Origin of the sequence: Streptomyces sp. NBC_00322 (genome assembly GCF_036147535.1) — a bacterium.
GTDB lineage: Bacteria > Actinomycetota > Actinomycetes > Streptomycetales > Streptomycetaceae > Streptomyces.
This window is the reverse complement of sequence record NZ_CP108019.1, coordinates 1,438,556-1,457,422: the sequence shown is the minus strand read 5'-3', so window position 1 is coordinate 1,457,422 and position 18,867 is coordinate 1,438,556. Positions and strand designations below refer to the sequence as shown.

The window sequence follows — 18,867 nt, the reverse complement described above, 5'->3', positions numbered from 1 at the left end:
GACTGCATCGGACCGGGACCGGGACCGGGGGGAGGTCGCGTGACGGACGACGACATGCGGTCCCCGCACGCGGTGGTGGTCGGCGGAGGGCTCGCCGGCATCACCGCGGCGCTGCAACTCGCCGAGGCGGGAATGAGCGTCACCCTGGTCGAAAGCCGCACCCGGCTGGGCGGCCTCGCCTTCTCCTTCCGGCGGGGCGGCCTGACCGTCGACAACGGCCAGCATGTGTATCTGCGCTGCTGTACCGCGTACAGCTGGTTCCTCGACCGGATCGACGGCGCTCATCTCGCCCCGCTCCAGGACCGTTTGGACGTACCGGTGCTGGATGTGGCGCACAAGCGCGGACCGCGCCTCGGCCGGCTGCGCCGCAACGCGCTGCCCGTGCCGCTGCACCTCGCCGTCGGCCTGGCCACCTATCCGCACCTCTCGCTCGCCGAGCGCGCCGCCGTCGGGCGCGCCGCGCTCGCGCTGCAGAAGCTCGACCCCGCCGACCCGGCGCTGGACGGCATCGACTTCGCGACCTGGCTGGGCCGCCACGGCCAGTCGGGGCGCGCCATCGAGGCCCTGTGGGACCTCGTCGGCGTGGCGACCCTGAACGCCACCGCGCCCCACGCATCCATGGGGCTCGCCGCGATGGTCTTCAAGACCGGACTGCTTTCCGAGCCGGGCGCCGCCGACATCGGCTGGGCCCGCGTGCCGCTCGGGGAACTGCACGACACGCTGGCCCGCAAGGCCCTCGACTCGGCGGGGGTACGCACCGAGCTGTCGACCCGCGTCCGGGGCATCTCCCATGCGGATCTCGGGCGTTGGCAGGTCGAGGTGGAGGGCGAACTGCTGGAGGCGGACACCGTCGTGCTCGCCGTACCGCAGCGCGAGGCCCACGCGCTGCTGCCCGAGGGGGCTCTGGAGGACCCCGACAGGCTGCTCGACATCAGCACCGCGCCGATCCTCAACATCCATGTGCTGTACGACCGCAAGGTTCTGCGCCGCCCGTTCTTCGCCGCGCTCGGCACGCCGGTCCAGTGGGTCTTCGATCGCACGGAGGCTTCGGGGCTTGCCGAGGGCCAGTATCTGGCCCTGTCCCAGTCGGCCGCCGAGGACGAGATCGACACGCCCGTCGCCGCACTGCGCGAGCGGTATCTGCCCGAGCTGGAGCGGCTGTTGCCCGCCACGCGCGGAGCCGAAGTCCGCGACTTCTTCGTCACCCGGGAGCGTACGGCGACCTTCGCCCCGAGCCCGGGCGTCGGCCGGCTGCGACCCGGTGCGCGTACCAGAGCGCCGGGCCTGTACCTTGCGGGCGCGTGGACCGCCACCGGCTGGCCCGCGACCATGGAGGGTGCCGTACGCAGCGGCTTCAGCGCCGCCGGCGCCGCACTCTCCGCTCTCGGCCGTCACCATGAACATCCGCTCAAGGAGGCGGCGTGAGCACCAGTACTGGAACAAGAGGAGAGACCGTGCCGACTGTGCCCTCGGCGAACCCGGCTGAAGACACCGCAGCCGGAGGAGAGAGCCTGGACATCATCGCGCTGCTGGAGCGCGGGCGGACCATGTCCACCCCGGTGCTGCGTGCGGCCGTCAACCGGCTCGCGCCGCCCATGGACACCGTTGCCGCCTACCACTTCGGCTGGATCGACGCGCAGGGGCGGCCCGCCGACGGCGACGGCGGCAAGGCCGTACGCCCGGCGCTCGCGCTGCTGTCCGCCGAGGCCGCCGGTGCCGCACCCGAGGTCGGCATCCCCGGAGCTGTCGCCGTGGAGCTGGTGCACAACTTCTCGCTGCTGCACGACGACCTGATGGACGGCGACGAGCAGCGCCGCCACCGCGACACGGTGTGGAAGGTGCACGGACCGGCCCAGGCGATCCTCGTCGGCGACGCGCTGTTCGCGCTCGCGGGCGAGGTGCTGCTGGAGCCCGGCACCGTCGAGGCGGGCCGCGCCACCCGCCGCCTGACCACCGCCACCCGCAAGCTGATCGACGGCCAGGCCCAGGACATCTCCTTCGAGCACCGCGAGCGGGTCACCGTCGAGGAGTGCCTGGAGATGGAGGGCAACAAGACCGGCGCGCTGCTGGCCTGCGCCTGCTCCATCGGCGCGGTGCTCGGCGGGGCCGACGACAAGATGGCCGACACGCTGGAGGCATACGGCTACCACCTCGGTCTCGCCTTCCAGGCCGTCGACGATCTGCTGGGCATCTGGGGCGACCCGGAGGCCACCGGCAAGCAGACCTGGAGCGATCTGCGTCAGCGCAAGAAGTCCCTGCCGGTCGTCGCCGCTCTCGCCGCCGGCGGCCCGGCATCGCAGCGCTTGGGGGAGCTGCTCGCGGCCGATGCCAAGAGCAATGACTTCGACAGCTTCTCCGAGGAGGAATTCGCCACCAGGGCGGCCCTGATCGAGGAGGCGGGCGGTCGCGAGTGGACCTCGCACGAGGCCCGCAGGCAGCACGCGATCGCGATCGAGGCCCTGAGCGGTGTCGACATGCCGGAGCAGGTCAGGGCGCAGCTCGTCGCGCTCGCGGACTTCGTCGTCGTACGAAAGAGATGATCGCCATCGCCTGCAGCATATGCGTGTCTTCTGGGGGCTAGCCCCCAGACCCCCATGCAGTCGCCGGCCGGCGCTCGGGAGACCGGGCACCGGCCGACGGAGACCCCAGCACAGCAGAGAGCCACTGCAACGAAGGGGAAGCCATGACAGCGACGACCGACGGAAGCAGCGGGCCCGCGGGGCCCGTGGCAGCCGCGGCCACGAGAACTACCGACATCACGCGCGAGGCCGGCGATGTCGCCCGGGCCGCGGCCCGGGCCGCGGAACGATCGATCGAGCATCTGCTGGGCCGGCAGGACGCCGAGGGCTGGTGGAAGGGCGACCTCGAAACCAATGTGACGATGGACGCCGAGGATCTGCTGCTGCGTCAGTTCCTCGGCATCCAGGACACGCGCATCACCGAGGCGACAGGCCGCTTCATCCGGGGCGAGCAGCGCGACGACGGCGCCTGGGCCACCTTCTACGGCGGGCCCGGCGAGCTCTCCACCACCGTCGAGGCGTACGTCGCGCTGCGGCTGGCCGGTGACCGGCCCGACGATCCGCACATGGCGCGTGCATCCGCCTGGATCAGGGACCGGGGAGGCATCGCCGCGAGCCGGGTCTTCACCCGGATCTGGCTGGCGCTCTTCGGCTGGTGGAAGTGGGACGACCTCCCCGAGCTGCCGCCCGAGCTGATCTTCTTTCCCAAGTGGCTCCCGCTCAACATCTACGACTTCGGCTGCTGGGCCCGGCAGACGATAGTGCCGCTCACGGTCGTCTCGGCGAAGCGTCCGGTGCGGCCCGCGCCGTTCGCGCTCGACGAGCTGCACACCGACGCGCGCACGCCGAACCCGGTCAAGCCCCTTGCTCCCGCCGCGAGTTGGGACGGATTCTTCCAGCGTGCCGACAAGGTGCTGCACGCCTATCACAAGGTCGCACCGCGTCGGCTGCGCCGGATCGCGATGAACGCGGCCGCGCGCTGGATCATCGAGCGCCAGGAGAACGACGGCTGCTGGGGCGGTATCCAGCCGCCCGCCGTGTACTCCGTCATCGCCCTGCATCTGCTCGGCTACGACCTTCAGCACCCCGTCATGAGGGCGGGCCTGGAGTCGCTGGACCGTTTCGCCGTCTGGCGCGAGGACGGCGCACGCATGATCGAGGCGTGTCAGTCGCCCGTATGGGACACCTGCCTGGCCACCATCGCGCTGGCCGACGCGGGACTGGCACCCGACCACCCGGCACTCGTCAAGGCCGCCGACTGGATGCTGGCCGAGGAGATCGTACGGCCCGGCGACTGGGCCGTACGCAAGCCCCGGCTCGCCCCGGGCGGCTGGGCGTTCGAGTTCCACAACGACAACTACCCGGACATCGACGACACGGCCGAGGTCATCCTCGCGCTGCGGCGCGTCAGGCACCCCGATCCGAAGCAGGTGGACGCGGCGATCGGCCGGGGCGCGCGCTGGACCATGGGCATGCAGTCCAGGAACGGTGCCTGGGCCGCCTTCGACGCCGACAACACCAGCGCGTTTCCCAACCGGCTGCCGTTCTGCGACTTCGGCGAGGTGATCGACCCGCCGTCGGCGGACGTCACCGCGCATGTCGTCGAGATGCTGGCTCACGAGGGCAGGGCCCACCACCCCCGTACGCGGCGCGGCATCGAGTGGCTGCTCGCCGAACAGGAGCCCAGCGGCGCCTGGTTCGGCCGCTGGGGCGTCAACTACGTCTACGGAACAGGCTCGGTGGTCCCGGCGCTCACCGCGGCCGGTATGCCCCTCTCGCATCCCGCGATCCGGCGTGCCGTGCGTTGGCTCGAATCCGTCCAGAACGACGACGGAGGCTGGGGCGAGGACCTGCGCTCCTACCGCGAGCAGAACTGGATCGGCCACGGCGAGTCCACCGCCTCCCAGACCGCCTGGGCGCTGCTCGCGCTGCTCGCGGCGGGGGAACGCGAGAGCAAGACGGTCGAGCGGGGCGTGGCCTGGCTCGCCGAGACCCAGCAGGCGGACGGATCCTGGGACGAGCCGTACTTCACCGGCACCGGCTTCCCCTGGGACTTCTCGATCAACTACCACCTCTACCGGCAGGTCTTCCCGCTCACGGCGCTCGGCCGCTATGTGCACGGCGAGCCCTTCACCGACCCTGCGGGCAGCGCCCCGGACAACCGAGAGGGGGGCTGATGGACCGGTCCCCGGAGCCGTCCGGTTCCGCAGCGCCGCTGCTGATCGCCTGTGCGCTCGGCATCGAGAAACTTGCCCTGCGCACCGGCGACCGCAGTGGCGCACGCGGTCCGGTGACCGTGCTCCGCAGCGGCATGGGCCCGCACAGCGCGGAGCGTGCCGTGCTGGAGGCGCTGGGCGAAGAGCCACTGCGGGACGCGGCGGTCGTCGCCTCGGGCTTCTGCGCCGGGCTCGCCCCGGGGATGCACCCCGGGGATCTGGTGGTCGCCGAAGAGACCCGTCACGCCGACGGCTCCACGATCTGTACGGATACGGAACTGCTGGTCAAGGCGGTGACCCGGGCAGTGCCCGGACACAGGGTGCACACCGGCCCGCTGACCGGCTCCGACCATGTCGTCCGCGGACACGAACGGGCCGAGCTGCACGCCGGCGGGGCGATCGCCGTGGACATGGAGTCCGCGGCCACACTCCGTAGCGCTCTGAGCGCCGGGCCCCGCCCGGTTGCGGCCGTCCGGGTGGTCGTGGACGCTCCTGAGCATGAGCTGGTCCGTATTGGCACGGTGCGCGGTGGAATATCAGCCTTCCGTGTTCTTCGTGCCGTCCTTCCTGCTTTTTTCGAATGGCACCGTTCTTTGCTGCTCCCCAGGAGGTGAGCTAGATGGCCATGCCGCTCCGTCAGACCATCAGGGTCGGGACATACCTCATTGAACAGAAGCTCCGCAAGCGTGAGAAGTTCCCGCTCATCGTCGAGCTGGAACCGCTTTTCGCCTGCAATCTGAAGTGCGAGGGGTGCGGGAAGATCCAGCATCCGGCCGGGGTTCTGAAGCAGCGCATGCCGGTCGCGCAGGCGGTGGGGGCGGTCCTGGAGTCCGGGGCGCCAATGGTCTCCATTGCGGGCGGCGAGCCTCTGATGCACCCTCAGATCGATGAGATCGTGCGCCAGTTGGTGGCGAGGAAGAAGTACGTCTTCCTCTGCACCAATGCCATGCTGCTACGGAAGAAGATCGAGAACTTCACCCCTTCTCCGTACTTCGCCTTCGCCGTGCACATCGACGGGCTGCGCGAGCGGCACGACGAATCGGTGGCCAAGGAAGGCGTCTTCGACGAGGCGGTGGAGGCGATCAAGGAGGCCAAGAAGCGCGGCTTCCGGGTCACCACCAATTCGACCTTCTTCAACACCGACACCCCGCAGACCGTCATCGAGGTGCTCAATTACCTCAATGACGACCTGAAGGTGGACGAGATGATGATCTCGCCCGCGTACGCGTACGAGAAGGCACCCGACCAGGAGCACTTCCTCGGTGTCGAGCAGACCCGCGAGCTGTTCAAGAAGTCCTTCGCGGGCGGCAACCGGCGGCGCTGGCGGCTCAACCACTCGCCGCTCTTCCTCGACTTCCTGGAGGGCAAGGCCGACTTCCCCTGCACGGCATGGGCGATCCCCAACTACTCGCTCTTCGGCTGGCAGCGCCCCTGCTATCTGATGGCCGACGGTTACGTCCCCACCTACCGGGAGCTCATCGAGGAGACCGACTGGAGCAAGTACGGCCGCGGCAAGGACCCGCGCTGCGCCAACTGCATGGCGCACTGCGGCTACGAGCCCACCGCCGTCCTCGCCACCATGGGCTCCCTCAAGGAGTCCCTGAGGGCGGCACGCGACACCGTCTCGGGAAACCGCGGGTGACGTGATGTCCCAAGGAGAGCCAGTAGCACTGGGGCTCCCGGAGCTGCCGGCCCGGCCGATCGCGATGCGCCGCACCTCGCGGCGCATCCAGGTCGGACCGGTCGCCGTCGGCGGGGACGCGCCCGTATCGGTGCAGTCGATGACGACCACGCGGACTTCGGACATCGGGGCGACGCTGCAGCAGATCGCCGAGCTGACCGCGTCGGGCTGCCAGATCGTACGAGTCGCGTGCCCCACCCAGGACGACGCGGACGCGCTCGCCACCATCGCGAGGAAGTCCCAGATCCCCGTGATCGCGGACATCCACTTCCAGCCGAAGTACGTCTTCGCCGCGATCGACGCCGGGTGTGCGGCGGTCCGCGTGAACCCGGGCAACATCAAGCAGTTCGACGACAAGGTCAAGGAGATCGCCCGAGCCGCGTCGGATGCGAGGATTCCGATCCGGATCGGGGTGAACGCCGGATCGCTGGACCGGCGACTGCTCGCCAAGTACGGCAAGGCCACGCCGGAGGCGCTGGTCGAGTCCGCGCTGTGGGAGGCGTCCCTCTTCGAGGAGCACGGCTTCCGCGACATCAAGATCTCGGTCAAGCACAACGACCCGGTCGTCATGGTCAACGCCTACCGGCAGCTCGCCGCGGCCTGCGACTATCCGCTGCACCTGGGGGTGACGGAGGCGGGGCCCGCGTTCCAGGGGACGATCAAGTCGGCCGTCGCCTTCGGGGCGCTGCTCAGCGAGGGCATCGGCGACACCATCCGGGTCTCGCTCTCCGCACCGCCCGCCGAAGAGGTCAAGGTCGGAATCCAGATCCTGGAGTCGCTCAATCTGCGCCAACGCCGCCTGGAGATCGTCTCCTGCCCGTCCTGCGGACGGGCCCAGGTCGATGTGTACAAGCTCGCCGACCAGGTCACGGCAGGCCTTGAGGGCATGGAGGTGCCGCTGCGCGTCGCCGTCATGGGGTGTGTCGTCAACGGTCCCGGCGAGGCGAGGGAAGCGGACCTCGGCGTGGCGTCGGGCAATGGGAAGGGTCAGATCTTCGTGAAGGGCGAGGTCATCAAGACCGTCCCCGAGTCGAAGATCGTCGAGACCCTCATCGAAGAGGCGATGAAGATCGCCGAATCCATGGAGGACGCAGGGACGGCCTCGGGGCCGCCCGCCGTCACCGTGAGCTGAACCAGCAAGTGAAGGGGGTCCGACCGTGACGATTCTTGAGAACATCCGGGGGCCGCGCGATCTGAAGGCGCTGACCGATGCGGAACTCGAAGAACTCTCCGCGGAGATCAGAGAGTTCCTGGTGCAGGCGGTGGCGAGAACGGGCGGCCACCTGGGACCGAACCTCGGCGTGGTGGAGCTGACCGTCGCCCTCCACCGGGTCTTCGACTCGCCCGTCGACCGCATCCTGTGGGACACCGGTCACCAGAGCTACGTACACAAGCTGCTCACCGGCCGCCAGGACTTCTCCAAGCTGCGCGGCAAGGGCGGGCTCTCCGGCTATCCCTCGCGCGAGGAGTCCGAGCACGACGTCATCGAGAACTCCCACGCCTCCACCGTGCTCGGCTGGGCCGACGGCCTTGCCAAGGCCCATCAGGTGCTCGGCAGCAGCGGCCATGTCGTCGCGGTCATCGGGGACGGCGCGCTCACCGGAGGCATGGCCTGGGAGGCTCTCAACAACATCGCCGCGGCCAAGGACCGGCCGCTGATCATCGTCGTCAACGACAACGAACGCTCCTACGCGCCGACGATCGGTGGCCTCGCCAACCACCTCGCCACACTGCGTACCACCGACGGCTACGAGCGGGTGCTGGCCTGGGGCAAGGATGTCCTCCAGCACACGCCCGTCGTCGGCAAACCGCTGTACGAATCGCTGCACGGCGCGAAGAAGGGCTTCAAGGACGCCTTCGCGCCACAGGGGATGTTCGAGGATCTGGGCCTGAAGTACGTCGGCCCGATCGACGGGCACGACATCGCCGCCGTCCAGTCGGCGCTGCGCCGGGCGAAACGCTTCCACGGCCCCGTTCTGGTGCACTGTCTGACCGAGAAGGGCCGCGGCTACCAGCCCGCCCTGGAAGACGAGGCCGACCGCTTCCACACCGTCGGCATCATGGACCCGCTGACCTGCGAGCCGCTCGCACCGTCCAACGGCCCTTCCTGGACGTCGGTGTTCGGGGACGAGATCGCCGAGATCGGGGCACAGCGGCCGGACGTCGTGGCGATAACGGCCGCGATGCTGCACCCCGTGGGTCTGACGAAGTTCGCCGAGCGCTTCCCCGAGCGGGTGTGGGACGTCGGGATCGCCGAGCAGCACGCCGCCGTCTCCGCGGCCGGGCTCGCCACCGGAGGCCTGCACCCGGTCGTCGCCGTGTACGCCACCTTCCTCAACCGGGCGTTCGACCAGCTGCTGATGGATGTGGCCCTGCACAAGTGCGGAGTGACCTTCGTGCTCGACCGCGCCGGCGTCACCGGCGTCGACGGGCCCTCCCACAACGGCATGTGGGACATGTCGATCCTCCAGGTCGTACCCGGACTGCGGATCGCCGCGCCGCGCGACGCCGACCGGCTGCGCCAGGAGTTGCGCGAGGCCGTCGACGTCAGTGACGCGCCAACCGTGCTGCGCTTCCCGAAGGAGTCCGTGGGCGAACCGGTCGAGGCGATCGGCCGGATCGGCGGGATGGACGTACTGCACCGGGACATCGAACCCGAGGTGCTTGTGGTATCCGTCGGAGCCCTGGCGTCCGTCTGTCTGCAGGCCGTGGAACTGCTCCGGGGGCGCGGCATCGCGTGCACCGTCGTGGACCCGCGCTGGGTCAAGCCCGTCGACGAACAGCTCGCGCCGCTCGCCGCCCAGCACCGCCTGGTGGCCGTGGTCGAGGACAACAGCCGCAACGGCGGCGTCGGTTCGGCCGTCGGGCAGTCGCTGCGGGACGCGGACGTCGATGTGCCGCTGCGTACCTTCGGCATCCCCGAGCAGTTCCTCGCGCACGCCAAGCGCGGCGAAGTGCTCGCCGACATAGGGCTCACACCGGTGGAGATCGCGGGACGGATCAGCGCTGCCATGGCAGTCAAGGAGAACGGTCAATGAGCAAGGAGTTCGACCTGGCCCAGCTGCTCGCCGAGCGCGGAGGCGAGCGCTACGAGCTGCACGCCAGACATCTCAACCACCAGCTGCCGCGCATGCTGCACACCATCGGCTTCGACAAGGTCTACGAACGGGCCGAGGGCGCGTACTTCTGGGACTCCGAGGGCAACGACTATCTCGACATGCTCGCGGGCTTCGGAGTGATGGGGCTCGGCCGGCACCACCCCGTCGTACGCAAGGCGCTGCACGACGTCCTGGACGCCTCGCTCGCCGACCTCACCCGCTTCGACTGCCAGCCGCTGCCGGGGCTGCTTGCCGAGAAGCTGCTGGCGCACAGCCCGCACCTGGACCGGGTGTTCTTCGGCAACAGCGGTACGGAAGCGGTCGAGACCGCCCTCAAGTTCGCCCGGTACGCGACCGGGAAGCCGAGGATCATCTACTGCTCCCACGCCTTCCACGGGCTGACCACCGGGTCCCTGTCGGTCAACGGCGAGGCGGGCTTCCGGGACGGATTCGCCCCACTGCTGCCCGACACCGCGATCGCGATGGGCGATCTGGCCGCGCTGGAGCGGGAGTTGAAGCGCGGCGATGTGGCGGGGTTCGTCGTGGAGCCCGTCCAGGGCAAGGGGGTGCACGCAACTCCGGCCGGATTCCTGTACGCGGCCCAGGAGTTGCTGCACAAGCACAAGGCCCTGCTGATCGCCGACGAGGTGCAGACCGGCCTCGGCAGGACCGGCGACTTCTACGCCTACCAGCACGAGGAAGGGGTCGAGCCGGATCTGGTCTGTGTCGCGAAGGCGCTCTCGGGCGGTTACGTACCGGTCGGAGCCACCCTCGGCAAGGACTGGATCTTCAAGAAGGTCTACTCCTCGATGGACCGGGTCCTTGTGCACTCGGCGAGCTTCGGATCCAACGCCCAGGCGATGGCTGCCGGGCTGGCGGTGCTCTCGGTGATCGAGGACGAGCAGATCGTCGCCAACGCCAGGGCGACCGGAGAGCTGCTGCGCTCCCGACTTGCCGCGCTGGTCGACCGCTATGAGCTGCTGCACGAGGTGCGCGGGCGGGGCCTGATGATCGGCATCGAGTTCGGCCGGCCGGACTCGATCAAGCTGCGCAGCCGCTGGACCATGCTGCAGGCGGCCCGCAAGGGTCTGTTCGCTCAGATGGTCGTGGTGCCGCTGCTGCAGAAGCACAGGATCCTCACCCAGGTCTCCGGCGACCATCTGGAAGTGATCAAGCTGATTCCGCCGCTGACCATCGGCGAGCGGGAGGTGGACCGGTTCGTGGAGGCCTTCACGGCCGTGATGGACGATGCCCACGGCGGTGGCGGACTGATGTGGGACTTCGGCAAGACCCTGGTCAAGCAGGCCGTCGCGAATCGCTGACCTTTTGCCTCTGGGGCAAGAAATTTGCCTCAGAGGCAGCCTCCTGGCGCAATGGACGCATGACCATTCCTGCCGGAGAGGCGGCTGACGAGCTGCCCGATGTCGCACCGCGACTGCGCGATCTGCGCCGCCGCCGCGGTCTCACCCTGGAGGCCGCCGCCGAGCGCGCGGGGCTTTCCCCCGCCCATCTGTCCCGGCTCGAGACGGGCCGCCGCCAGCCCTCGCTGCCGATGCTGCTCGGCCTCGCCCGCATCTACGGTACGACGGTCGCCGAGCTCCTCGGCGAGTCGGCACCCGAGCGCGAGCCGATCATCCGCGCCGGGCGCAAGGAGCCCTCGTCGGCCGACGGCTGGACCTACCACCGAGCCGGGGGCCCCGGCCGGGCCATGCAGGCCCTGCGGCTGGTCGTGCCGTACGGATCCCAGGGCGATCTGGTGCGGGTGCACCCGGGCGAGGAGTGGCTGTACGTCCTCGACGGGCGGCTCCGGCTGGCGCTCGGGGACGCCGTGCACGAGCTGAGCCCCGGGGACAGCGCGCACTTCGACTCACAGACCCCGCACCGCATCGCTGCGGCCACACGCGAAGGGGCCCAGCTCCTGTTCGTACACACGCTGCTGCAGAGCCCCGACATCCATCCGCATGCCTGACACACGCGAAAGGCCCGCCATGTCCCAGCACAACGAAGAGGGGAAGTTCCCCCGAGGGCTCGTGATCCGGCTCTTCGCCTATCTGGTGGCGGGCCATCTGTTCGCCGCGTTCCTGTATCTGCTGTTCACGCTCGGCGACAAGGGCTGAGCCGCTGCGGTCACGCCTCGTCGAGGAGACGCTCTCGCAGCCGCTCCCGGGTCTCGGCGCTCACCTTCAGGCCCTCGCCGAGGTAGCGCTCGGTGTCGCCCCAGGTCTGTTGGATCGTGTCGAAGGCCGCGCTCAGATACTCGGCGCGCGCGTCGAAGAGCGGGGCGAGCAGTTCCATCACTTCGGGGGACATCGCGGCCGGAGAGGTGTCGCCGCGGCGGACCAGATAACGGCGGTGCGGGTCATTGGACTTGAGGTAGTCCGCCTCGATGGCCTCCCGCTCGACACCGACCGCGAGCAGCGAGACCGCTATGGACAGACCGGCGCGGTCCTTGCCCGCCGCGCAGTGCATCAGCGCCGGGACGCTGTCCTCGGCCAGCGCGTGCAGGACCCTGCTGTGCTCGGCGGTGCGCTCCTTGATGATCCTCCGGTACGACGCCGACATCCGGCCGGCCGCCTTCCCGTCCGCGAGGATCGAGCGCAGCTGGTCGAGATCGCCGTCCCGGACCATCTTCCAGAACTCCGCGCCGTCGGCCGGGTCGGTGAGCGGCAGATTCACATTGCGTACGCCGGGCAGCTCGACGTCCGGGCCCTCAAGACGCATGTCGGCCGCATTGCGGAAGTCGAAGATCGTGTGCAGACCGAGCGTGGCGAGGAACGAGGCGTCCGACTCGGTGGCGTGGGCCAGATGACCGCTGCGGAAGAGCCGGCCGTGCCGCACCCGCTTGCCGTCCACGGTCGGCAGGCCGCCCACATCACGGAAATTGCGCACTCCGGTCAGCTCGGGCTCTGACGAGGGGGCCTGCGGCAGCTGCTGCGTCACGTGGGCTCCTGAGGTGACTGCCGTCGGCGCTCCTCGCCGACGATGGCGCGTTGCCGACGATACGACATCGCTTTAGCAGGCAATCATTTCGGTCTGTCGCCTCAAGGGCGTTGCGGGGGCGGCGACCCCCGTCGGATGATGTTCGGGCCTGTGCGGACCTGTGAGTATCTGAGGGGTCGGGATGATTGAGAGCGTTGGCAACGGACGTACGTGGGTTCTCTCCGGACCGACGAGCAGTTACGCACTTCACCTCACGGACGACGACGAGCTGCTGCATCTGCACTGGGGGCCACGGATCCCGGGCGCCGACGCCGAGGCGCTCGCGGCACAGGGCCTGCCGCCGTACTGGCCGTTCGAGTCCCAGCTCGACGGGCACGAGGAGTATCCGGTCGAGGGCGGCCCGCGTTTCGTACGCCCGGCGCTGTCCGTCCGCACGGCCGAGGTGCGCGGCACCGAGTGGACCTTCGCCCGGGCCGCGGTGGACGGCGACGAGCTGCGGCTGCGCTTCACGGACGCCGTGCACGGACTCGGTCTCACCCTGCACCACCGGATGCGCGACGACGCCGATGTCATCGAGCGCTGGGTCACCGTCGCCCATGAGGGCGAGGGACCCGATCTGGAGCTGCTGAGGGCCGATGCGGCCGCCTGGACGCTGCCGCAGCGCGACGGCTGGCGGCTCAGTCGGCTGCACGGCCGGTGGGCCGCCGAATCCCTGCTCGTACGGTCGGAACTGACATACGGGGAGAAGGTGATCGGCAGCCGCCGCGGCCACACCGGGCATCAGCATCTGCCCTGGGTGGCGCTGGACGCCGAGGAGGCTACCGAGGAGCACGGCGAGGTGTACGGCGTGGCGCTCGGCTGGTCCGGATCGTGGCGGATCTGCGTACAGCGACTGCCCGACGGCCTGGTGCAGATCACCGGCGGGGCGGGCTACGACGACTCAGGGCTGCTGCGGCTCGCGCCCGGGCAGTCCTACACCTCGCCCGTCTTCGCCGGGCTGTGGAGCGACGGCGGCTTCGGCGGTGCCAGCCGGGCCTGGCACGCCTGGCAGTTGGCGCACGTCATTCCGGACGCCGCGGCCGAACGGCCGGTCCTCTACAACTCCTGGGAGGCCACCGGCTTCGACATCTCCGAGGAGCAGCAGCGGGCGCTCGCGCATCGGGCCGCGGCCATGGGTGTCGAGCTGTTCGTCGTCGACGACGCCTGGTTCGGGCAGCGCACCAGTGACCGCGCCGGCCTTGGCGACTGGACCCCGAGCGCCGAGCGCTTCCCGAAGGGCCTGGGGCCGCTCGCCGGCGAAGTGCACGCGCTGGGCATGCAGTTCGGGATCTGGGTCGAGCCGGAAATGGTCAACGCCGACAGCGATCTCTACCGGGCGCACCCCGACTGGGTGCAGCACCATCCGGGCCGCGCCAGGACCGAATTCCGCAATCAGCTGGTGCTGAATCTCGCCCGCGGGGACGTACAGGACTATCTGTGGGAGCAATTGGACGCCCTGCTGACCAATGCCCCCATCGACTATGTGAAATGGGATTTCAACCGCTGTTTCACGGACGCGGGCTGGCCCGGCGAGGAGTACCCGCAGAAGCTGTGGGTCGAGCATGTCCACGCGCTGTACGCACTGCTGGACCGGCTGCGGGCCGCGCATCCCTCCGTCGCCTTCGAGTCCTGCTCGGGCGGCGGCGGCCGGATCGACCTCGGCATCCTCGCGCGTACCGACCAGGTGTGGACCTCCGACAACACCGACCCGCTGGACCGGCTCGCCATCCAGCAGGGTTTCACCCAGCTGCACCCTGCTCGGGTCATGGCCGCCTGGGTCACCGACAGTCCCAATGTCCAGCTCAACGGCCGCGTCAGTACGCTGCGTTTCCGCTTCGTCAGCGCGATGGCCGGGGTCCTCGGGGTCGGCGGAGACCTCACCGAGTGGACCGACGAGGAGCTCGCCGAGGCGCGCGGCTGGGTGGGGCTCTACAAGAAGATCAGGCCGCTGGTGCAGCACGGCGAGCTGTACCGGCTGCGCGCGCCCGAGGGCGGGCTCAGCGCCGTCCAGTACCTACGCGGCGAGGAGACCGTCGTCCTCGCCTGGCTGCAGGCGCAGCACTACGGCGAACAGCCGCCGCGGCTCCGGCTGCGCGGTCTCGATCCGGCGGCGGTCTACGAGTGCCTGGACACCGGAGCCGTGCACCGTGGGTCGGTACTGCTGCACCACGGTCTGCACACGGGACTCAAGGGTGACCTGGACGCCATGGTGATCAGGCTGCGGCGGCTCGGGCAGTGGCAACCGTGACTGAGAGGTCCGGAGGATACGCCTGAAAAGGGACAATAGTCGTCTCGGAATTTCTCGGAATGGCAGATCTGAGGGAAAAGTGCGCCCGATCGGTCGATAGTCACCAAATGGTGCTTCTGTCCGAATTGGGCGGTTCGGCATAACCTGCCCCGTCTGCAATGGGGATGGGGCATGCCTCGTGAGCAGGATCATATTTGTCACGGTGTGTGGCGGCGTGACGGATACGAAATCCGTTGCCTGGCGGGGCGGGGAAGATCATTGATTGACGGAGCGTAACGGGAATTCTCCGGCGATATCGCGCCAGCTCGTGATCCGTAATTGCGGTGGCTTGTTCCGGTCGGCCCGGCTCGTTTACGTTCACGGCAATCCGGACGGATCGCCAAATCCTGCCGCCGCCCGGAATTCGAACCCACCCACGTGTGGCAGGAGCGGGGGACCCAGGTAGTACGCCGATTCCGCACTTCCGGAACGGCTCGGGGTTAAGCAGCGCAACCGCGCGGCCGGGCATCTCCAGCCCGAACCCGACAGCTCACCTCGCCGGCGCCGGAGAGGAAAGCGCCATGCCCGCAAAGGGTAAGCACCGCCGTCCCAAGACCAGCCCGATCACCCGCGGTTTCGTCGCAGCGGGCACAAGTGGCGCCGCCATCGCGATCCCGCTCATGGGTGCCACCGGGGCGCACGCCGCGGGCAAAACCGCCCCCGTCGCGGCCTCGTCGCACGCGGCAGTGACCGCCGCCGCAGTACCGGCCGCGTACAAGGCCCCGCACAAGCCGGCCGCCGCACCCACGACGTACTCCGTCGTCGTCGGCGACTATCTCTCCAAGATCGCGGACGAGCACAATGTCCGCGGTGGCTGGAAGAAGCTGTACGAGGACAACCGCGAGCGGGTCGGTGACAACCCCTCGCTGATCCACCCGGGCCTCAAGCTCACCCTCGGCGCCGCCTCGAAGGCGAAGGCTCCCGAGAAGTCGCAGCACCGCGAGAAGAGCCAGGACCGGTCCGCCACCAAGACCGCCACCAAGACCGCGGCCAAGGCCTCCACGGACTCCGGCTCGGCGAAGAGCGCCCCGCAGACCGGCAGCTCCGGGTTCACGACCCCCCTCGACGCGGCGACCGTCATCACGCCGTACCACCTCGCCGGCTCGATGTGGGCCAGCGGCTACCACACCGGTGTCGACTTCGCAGCGTCCACCGGCACCACGGTCAAGGCTGTCGGTCCGGGCACCGTCGTCTCCGCCGGGTGGGGCGGCGCGTACGGCAACGAGGTCGTCATCCAGCACAGCGACGGCAGCTACTCGCAGTACGCCCACCTCTCCTCCCTGGCCGTCTCCGCCGGCCAGAGCGTGAGCGGCGGCCAGCAGATCGGCCTCTCCGGCACCACCGGCAACTCCACGGGCCCGCACCTGCACTTCGAGATCCGCACCGGCCCGAGCTACGGTTCGGACATCGACCCGCTGGCGTACCTGCGTCAGCACGGCGTCACCGTCTGACGCCCGTCCGACGCGGTGATCACGCCCTCGTCCCCTCGTGCCGCAGTCCGCGGCGCGGGGGGATCCGGCGTATTCCGCCTTGGACGAATCTTGACCGGTGGCAAAGATCACCCCTCGTCAACCCCTCCTTACGGTCGCGTAGGTCACATCCGTAAGGGGAGGATCAGTTCTTGTGGCAGACGATTCGAGAACAGTGAACAGCGGCGGATTCGGGTCGTACGCGGCGATCGGTGACAGCTTCACCGAAGGCGTCGGCGACCCGGGCCCCGACGGGATGTACGTCGGCTGGGCGGACCGGTTCGCGGTCCTGCTCGACGACCGGATGCCGGAGCACACCTTCAGGTACGCCAACCTCGCCGTGCGTGGGCGCCTCCTCGACCAGATCGTCGAGGAACAGGTGCCAAGGGCCAAGGAACTGGCCCCGGACCTGGTGACGTTCTGCGCCGGCGGCAATGACATCATCCGGCCCGGCACCGACCCGGACGACGTGGCCGAGCGATTCGAGCGCGCGGTCGCCGACCTCACCGGCGCCGTCGGGACGGTCATGGTGACCACCGGCTTCGACACCCGCGACGTCCCGGTGCTGCGCCATCTCCGCGGCAAGATCGCCACGTACACCGCGCATGTACGGGCCATTGCCGACCGTTACGACTGTCCCGTACTCGATCTGTGGTCGCTCAGGTCCGTCCAGGACCGGCGCGCCTGGGACGCCGACCGGCTCCATCTGTCGCCGGAGGGGCACACCCGGGTCGCGCTGCGCGCAGCCCAGGTCCTCGGCATCGAGGTGCCCGCCGACCCCGACCAGCCGTGGCCGCCGCTGCCGCCCCGTGGCACGCTCGAAGTGCGCCGCGACGACATCCAGTGGGCGCGGGAGCATCTGGTGCCGTGGATCGGCCGCCGGCTGCGCGGCGAGAGCTCCGGCGACCACGTGGAGGCCAAGCGGCCGAATCTGCTGCCCCTGTGACAGCGGCGGGGTGAAGCGCCCCACGGGCGCACGGGGTCGGTCCGGCGGCCCCGCGGCCGACTGTCAGATCTGTGCCGCCAGGAGTTCCGCCGCGCCGATCAGCGCCGTACTGCCCTCGCCCGTACAGGCGTGCGCGCCCGCCAGCGCGCCGAGCCGGGCGCTCTGCTCCAGATCACGGCCCGCCAGCCGCCCGTAGAGAAAGCCGCAGACATACGCGTCGCCCGCGCCGTTGGAGTCCACCACCCGGGCGGGCGGCACCACGGCGGGGACCGGCCGCGGGGTGCTGCTGCCCTCGCGGGTCAGGAGATACGAGCCTCCCGCACCGGCCGTCGCGATCACGGCCTCGGCCCGTCCGTCGCGCAGGATTTCCCGCATCACCGACGCGATCCGCTCGCCGGCGCCCGCCGCGCTGAGGAACACCAGGTCCGAGCGGAGCGCGAACTCCCGCTGGTGGTCGGCCAGTCCGTCCCAGTCGTGCAGATCGGTGGAGACCGGGACGCCCAGCTTCTCGATGTCGTCGTACAGGAACCGGGCGAAGTTCACGATCGAGAGATGGACATGGCGGGCCCGCCGCAGTTGGGGAAGGTAGACCTCGCGCGGCATGCGCAACTCCCCGGGATCGCGGGCGTCGTAGAACGACATCCGGCGGCCCGAGGGATCGACGAGATTGACCGCGCGCCGGGTACCGGCGGGGGAGATGAGCGGCTCGAAGTCCACCCCGCCGGCGGCGAGCCGGTCCTGGACCTGGCGTCCGGGCCAGTCGTCGCCGATGTAGTCGAGGAGCGTGACCTTCAGTCCCAGTGCCCGGCAGCCCAGTGCCACATTGCCGCCGGTGTGGCCGGGCCATTCGCGGATCGGGCCGACGCCGACGGAGTCGGCGAGCGGAACCGGCAGGGAGTCCACGCGGACGACCGTGTCGACGCCGCTTCCGCCGACGACCAGCACATCCTGTGTGTTGTAGGGGAGTTGATCGGTCTGCTGATGCTGCGACAGGTGAGACACAGTCGCCCAGTATGACTGCCCAGCCGGTTCGGCGTACCGGTGGGCGGGGTCAGCGTGCGGCGGCTGTCAGCGCCTCGCGTTCCACGCCGAGCTCACGGGCGAGCGCCTCGTCGGTCCACTCCAGCATCGCGGCACGCGAGAGCGACCCCGCGTACGAGGTCATCTGCACGGCGAGCCCGTCCAGAAACGCCGTCAGCCGCCAGGCCGTTGCCGCCGGGTCCTCGCACGGGAACTCGCCCGCCGCCGCGCCCTCCGCGATGACCTCGGTCAGCGCGGCCTTCCACTGCTGGTCGAGATCGCGGGCCACCTCGCGCAGGGCAGGCTCACGCAGTGCGGCCGCCCAGCCCTCGATCCACAGGCGCCAGCCCTTGGCCGTCCCCGTCGGCGCGTACCAGCGGACCGCGGCGCGCAGCCTGCGCAGCGCCGTGGTGCGGCGGCCCAGCAGTTTGCGCAGATGGGCGAGATCGCCGTCGGCGGCATACGTGAAGGCCGCGGCGACGAGCTTCTCCTTGGTCGAGAAGTGGTAGAGGACCAGGGCGTTGCTCACCCCCAGCGCGGAGGCGACATCGGCGATCCGTACGGCCGCCACGCCGTGTTCCTCGATCTGCTCGACGGCGGCGCCGAGCAGTTCCTCACGCCTCTCCGCCACATTCAACCGGACTCTGGCCAC

16 protein-coding genes and 1 riboswitch are annotated in these 18,867 nt (G+C 69.7%); of the genes, 13 read left to right on the top strand and 3 right to left on the bottom strand.

The window, feature by feature from the left end; genetic code table 11:
• The first annotated feature begins 54 nt into the window (after positions 1-54).
• The 10 genes from hpnE (at position 55) to OG905_RS06570 (ending at position 11,631) form a co-directional block, all read left to right on the top strand.
• Positions 55-1,425 carry a hydroxysqualene dehydroxylase HpnE gene (hpnE, locus tag OG905_RS06615; protein ID WP_328682080.1) on the top strand — a complete coding sequence of 457 codons (1,371 nt, stop codon included), beginning with the start codon at positions 55-57 and terminating at the stop codon, positions 1,423-1,425.
• 38 nt (positions 1,426-1,463) lie between these two features.
• Entirely contained in the window at positions 1,464-2,540 is a 1,077-nt protein-coding gene (locus OG905_RS06610; protein ID WP_328682079.1) for a polyprenyl synthetase family protein, read from the top strand.
• 143 nt (positions 2,541-2,683) lie between these two features.
• Entirely contained in the window at positions 2,684-4,696 is a 2,013-nt protein-coding gene (shc, locus tag OG905_RS06605; RefSeq protein WP_328666659.1) for a squalene--hopene cyclase, read from the top strand.
• Complete coding sequence (locus OG905_RS06600) at positions 4,696-5,349, top strand: phosphorylase family protein (RefSeq protein WP_328666658.1); 654 nt, start codon at positions 4,696-4,698, stop codon at positions 5,347-5,349. The genes shc and OG905_RS06600 overlap by 1 nt, the downstream gene beginning before the upstream one ends.
• Before the next feature lie 5 nt (positions 5,350-5,354).
• On the top strand, positions 5,355-6,377 hold the full coding sequence (gene hpnH, locus OG905_RS06595) for an adenosyl-hopene transferase HpnH (protein WP_328666657.1): 1,023 nt from the start codon (positions 5,355-5,357) through the stop codon (positions 6,375-6,377).
• A 4-nt stretch (positions 6,378-6,381) separates the two neighbouring features.
• Positions 6,382-7,548, top strand: a complete 1,167-nt coding sequence (ispG, locus tag OG905_RS06590) for a flavodoxin-dependent (E)-4-hydroxy-3-methylbut-2-enyl-diphosphate synthase (protein ID WP_328666656.1) — start codon at positions 6,382-6,384, stop codon at positions 7,546-7,548.
• Between the two features lie 25 nt (positions 7,549-7,573).
• Positions 7,574-9,454, top strand: a complete 1,881-nt coding sequence (dxs, locus tag OG905_RS06585) for a 1-deoxy-D-xylulose-5-phosphate synthase (protein WP_328666655.1) — start codon at positions 7,574-7,576, stop codon at positions 9,452-9,454.
• On the top strand, positions 9,451-10,836 hold the full coding sequence (locus OG905_RS06580) for an aspartate aminotransferase family protein (RefSeq protein WP_328666654.1): 1,386 nt from the start codon (positions 9,451-9,453) through the stop codon (positions 10,834-10,836). The genes dxs and OG905_RS06580 overlap by 4 nt, the downstream gene beginning before the upstream one ends.
• Positions 10,837-10,895: 59 nt before the next feature.
• Positions 10,896-11,483 carry an XRE family transcriptional regulator gene (locus OG905_RS06575; protein WP_328666653.1) on the top strand — a complete coding sequence of 196 codons (588 nt, stop codon included), beginning with the start codon at positions 10,896-10,898 and terminating at the stop codon, positions 11,481-11,483.
• 19 nt (positions 11,484-11,502) lie between these two features.
• Positions 11,503-11,631: a DUF6126 family protein gene (locus OG905_RS06570; RefSeq protein WP_443043900.1), complete on the top strand. Its 129-nt coding sequence runs from the start codon at positions 11,503-11,505 to the stop codon at positions 11,629-11,631.
• A 10-nt stretch (positions 11,632-11,641) separates the two neighbouring features.
• On the opposite strand, the gene OG905_RS06565 is transcribed toward OG905_RS06570, so the two are convergent.
• Complete coding sequence (locus tag OG905_RS06565) at positions 11,642-12,454, bottom strand: tyrosine-protein phosphatase (RefSeq protein ID WP_328666651.1); 813 nt, start codon at positions 12,452-12,454, stop codon at positions 11,642-11,644.
• A 181-nt stretch (positions 12,455-12,635) separates the two neighbouring features.
• Here OG905_RS06565 and OG905_RS06560 point away from each other — a divergent pair, with 181 nt between their 5' ends.
• From OG905_RS06560 to OG905_RS06550, 3 genes are all read left to right on the top strand, one after another.
• Positions 12,636-14,741 carry an alpha-galactosidase gene (locus OG905_RS06560; RefSeq protein WP_328666650.1) on the top strand — a complete coding sequence of 702 codons (2,106 nt, stop codon included), beginning with the start codon at positions 12,636-12,638 and terminating at the stop codon, positions 14,739-14,741.
• A gap of 400 nt (positions 14,742-15,141) precedes the next feature.
• Positions 15,142-15,299: riboswitch (cyclic di-AMP (ydaO/yuaA leader) on the top strand.
• 2 nt (positions 15,300-15,301) lie between these two features.
• A complete protein-coding gene (locus tag OG905_RS06555; RefSeq protein ID WP_328666649.1) occupies positions 15,302-16,231 on the top strand; it encodes a M23 family metallopeptidase in 930 nt (309 codons plus the stop codon).
• 172 nt (positions 16,232-16,403) lie between these two features.
• Positions 16,404-17,195: an SGNH/GDSL hydrolase family protein gene (locus tag OG905_RS06550; protein WP_328666648.1), complete on the top strand. Its 792-nt coding sequence runs from the start codon at positions 16,404-16,406 to the stop codon at positions 17,193-17,195.
• 63 nt (positions 17,196-17,258) lie between these two features.
• Here the strand turns inward: OG905_RS06550 and OG905_RS06545 are convergent, their stop codons facing one another.
• Positions 17,259-18,137, bottom strand: coding sequence for a carbohydrate kinase family protein (locus OG905_RS06545; protein ID WP_328682078.1), 879 nt, complete (start codon positions 18,135-18,137; stop codon positions 17,259-17,261).
• A 109-nt stretch (positions 18,138-18,246) separates the two neighbouring features.
• Complete coding sequence (locus tag OG905_RS06540; RefSeq protein ID WP_328666647.1) at positions 18,247-18,867, bottom strand: TetR/AcrR family transcriptional regulator; 621 nt, start codon at positions 18,865-18,867, stop codon at positions 18,247-18,249.

Bases quoted from the DNA above. Each gene is read 5' to 3' on its own strand.
- hpnE (WP_328682080.1), top strand. From the start codon at position 55: ATGCGGTCCCCGCACGCGGTGGTGGTCGGCGGAGGGCTCGCCGGCATC.
- shc (WP_328666659.1), top strand. From the start codon at position 2,684: ATGACAGCGACGACCGACGGAAGCAGCGGGCCCGCGGGGCCCGTGGCA.
- OG905_RS06600 (WP_328666658.1), top strand. From the start codon at position 4,696: ATGGACCGGTCCCCGGAGCCGTCCGGTTCCGCAGCGCCGCTGCTGATC.
- hpnH (WP_328666657.1), top strand. From the start codon at position 5,355: ATGGCCATGCCGCTCCGTCAGACCATCAGGGTCGGGACATACCTCATT.
- ispG (WP_328666656.1), top strand. From the start codon at position 6,382: ATGTCCCAAGGAGAGCCAGTAGCACTGGGGCTCCCGGAGCTGCCGGCC.
- OG905_RS06580 (WP_328666654.1), top strand. From the start codon at position 9,451: ATGAGCAAGGAGTTCGACCTGGCCCAGCTGCTCGCCGAGCGCGGAGGC.
- OG905_RS06575 (WP_328666653.1), top strand. From the start codon at position 10,896: ATGACCATTCCTGCCGGAGAGGCGGCTGACGAGCTGCCCGATGTCGCA.
- OG905_RS06570 (WP_443043900.1), top strand. From the start codon at position 11,503: ATGTCCCAGCACAACGAAGAGGGGAAGTTCCCCCGAGGGCTCGTGATC.
- OG905_RS06560 (WP_328666650.1), top strand. From the start codon at position 12,636: ATGATTGAGAGCGTTGGCAACGGACGTACGTGGGTTCTCTCCGGACCG.
- OG905_RS06555 (WP_328666649.1), top strand. From the start codon at position 15,302: ATGCCCGCAAAGGGTAAGCACCGCCGTCCCAAGACCAGCCCGATCACC.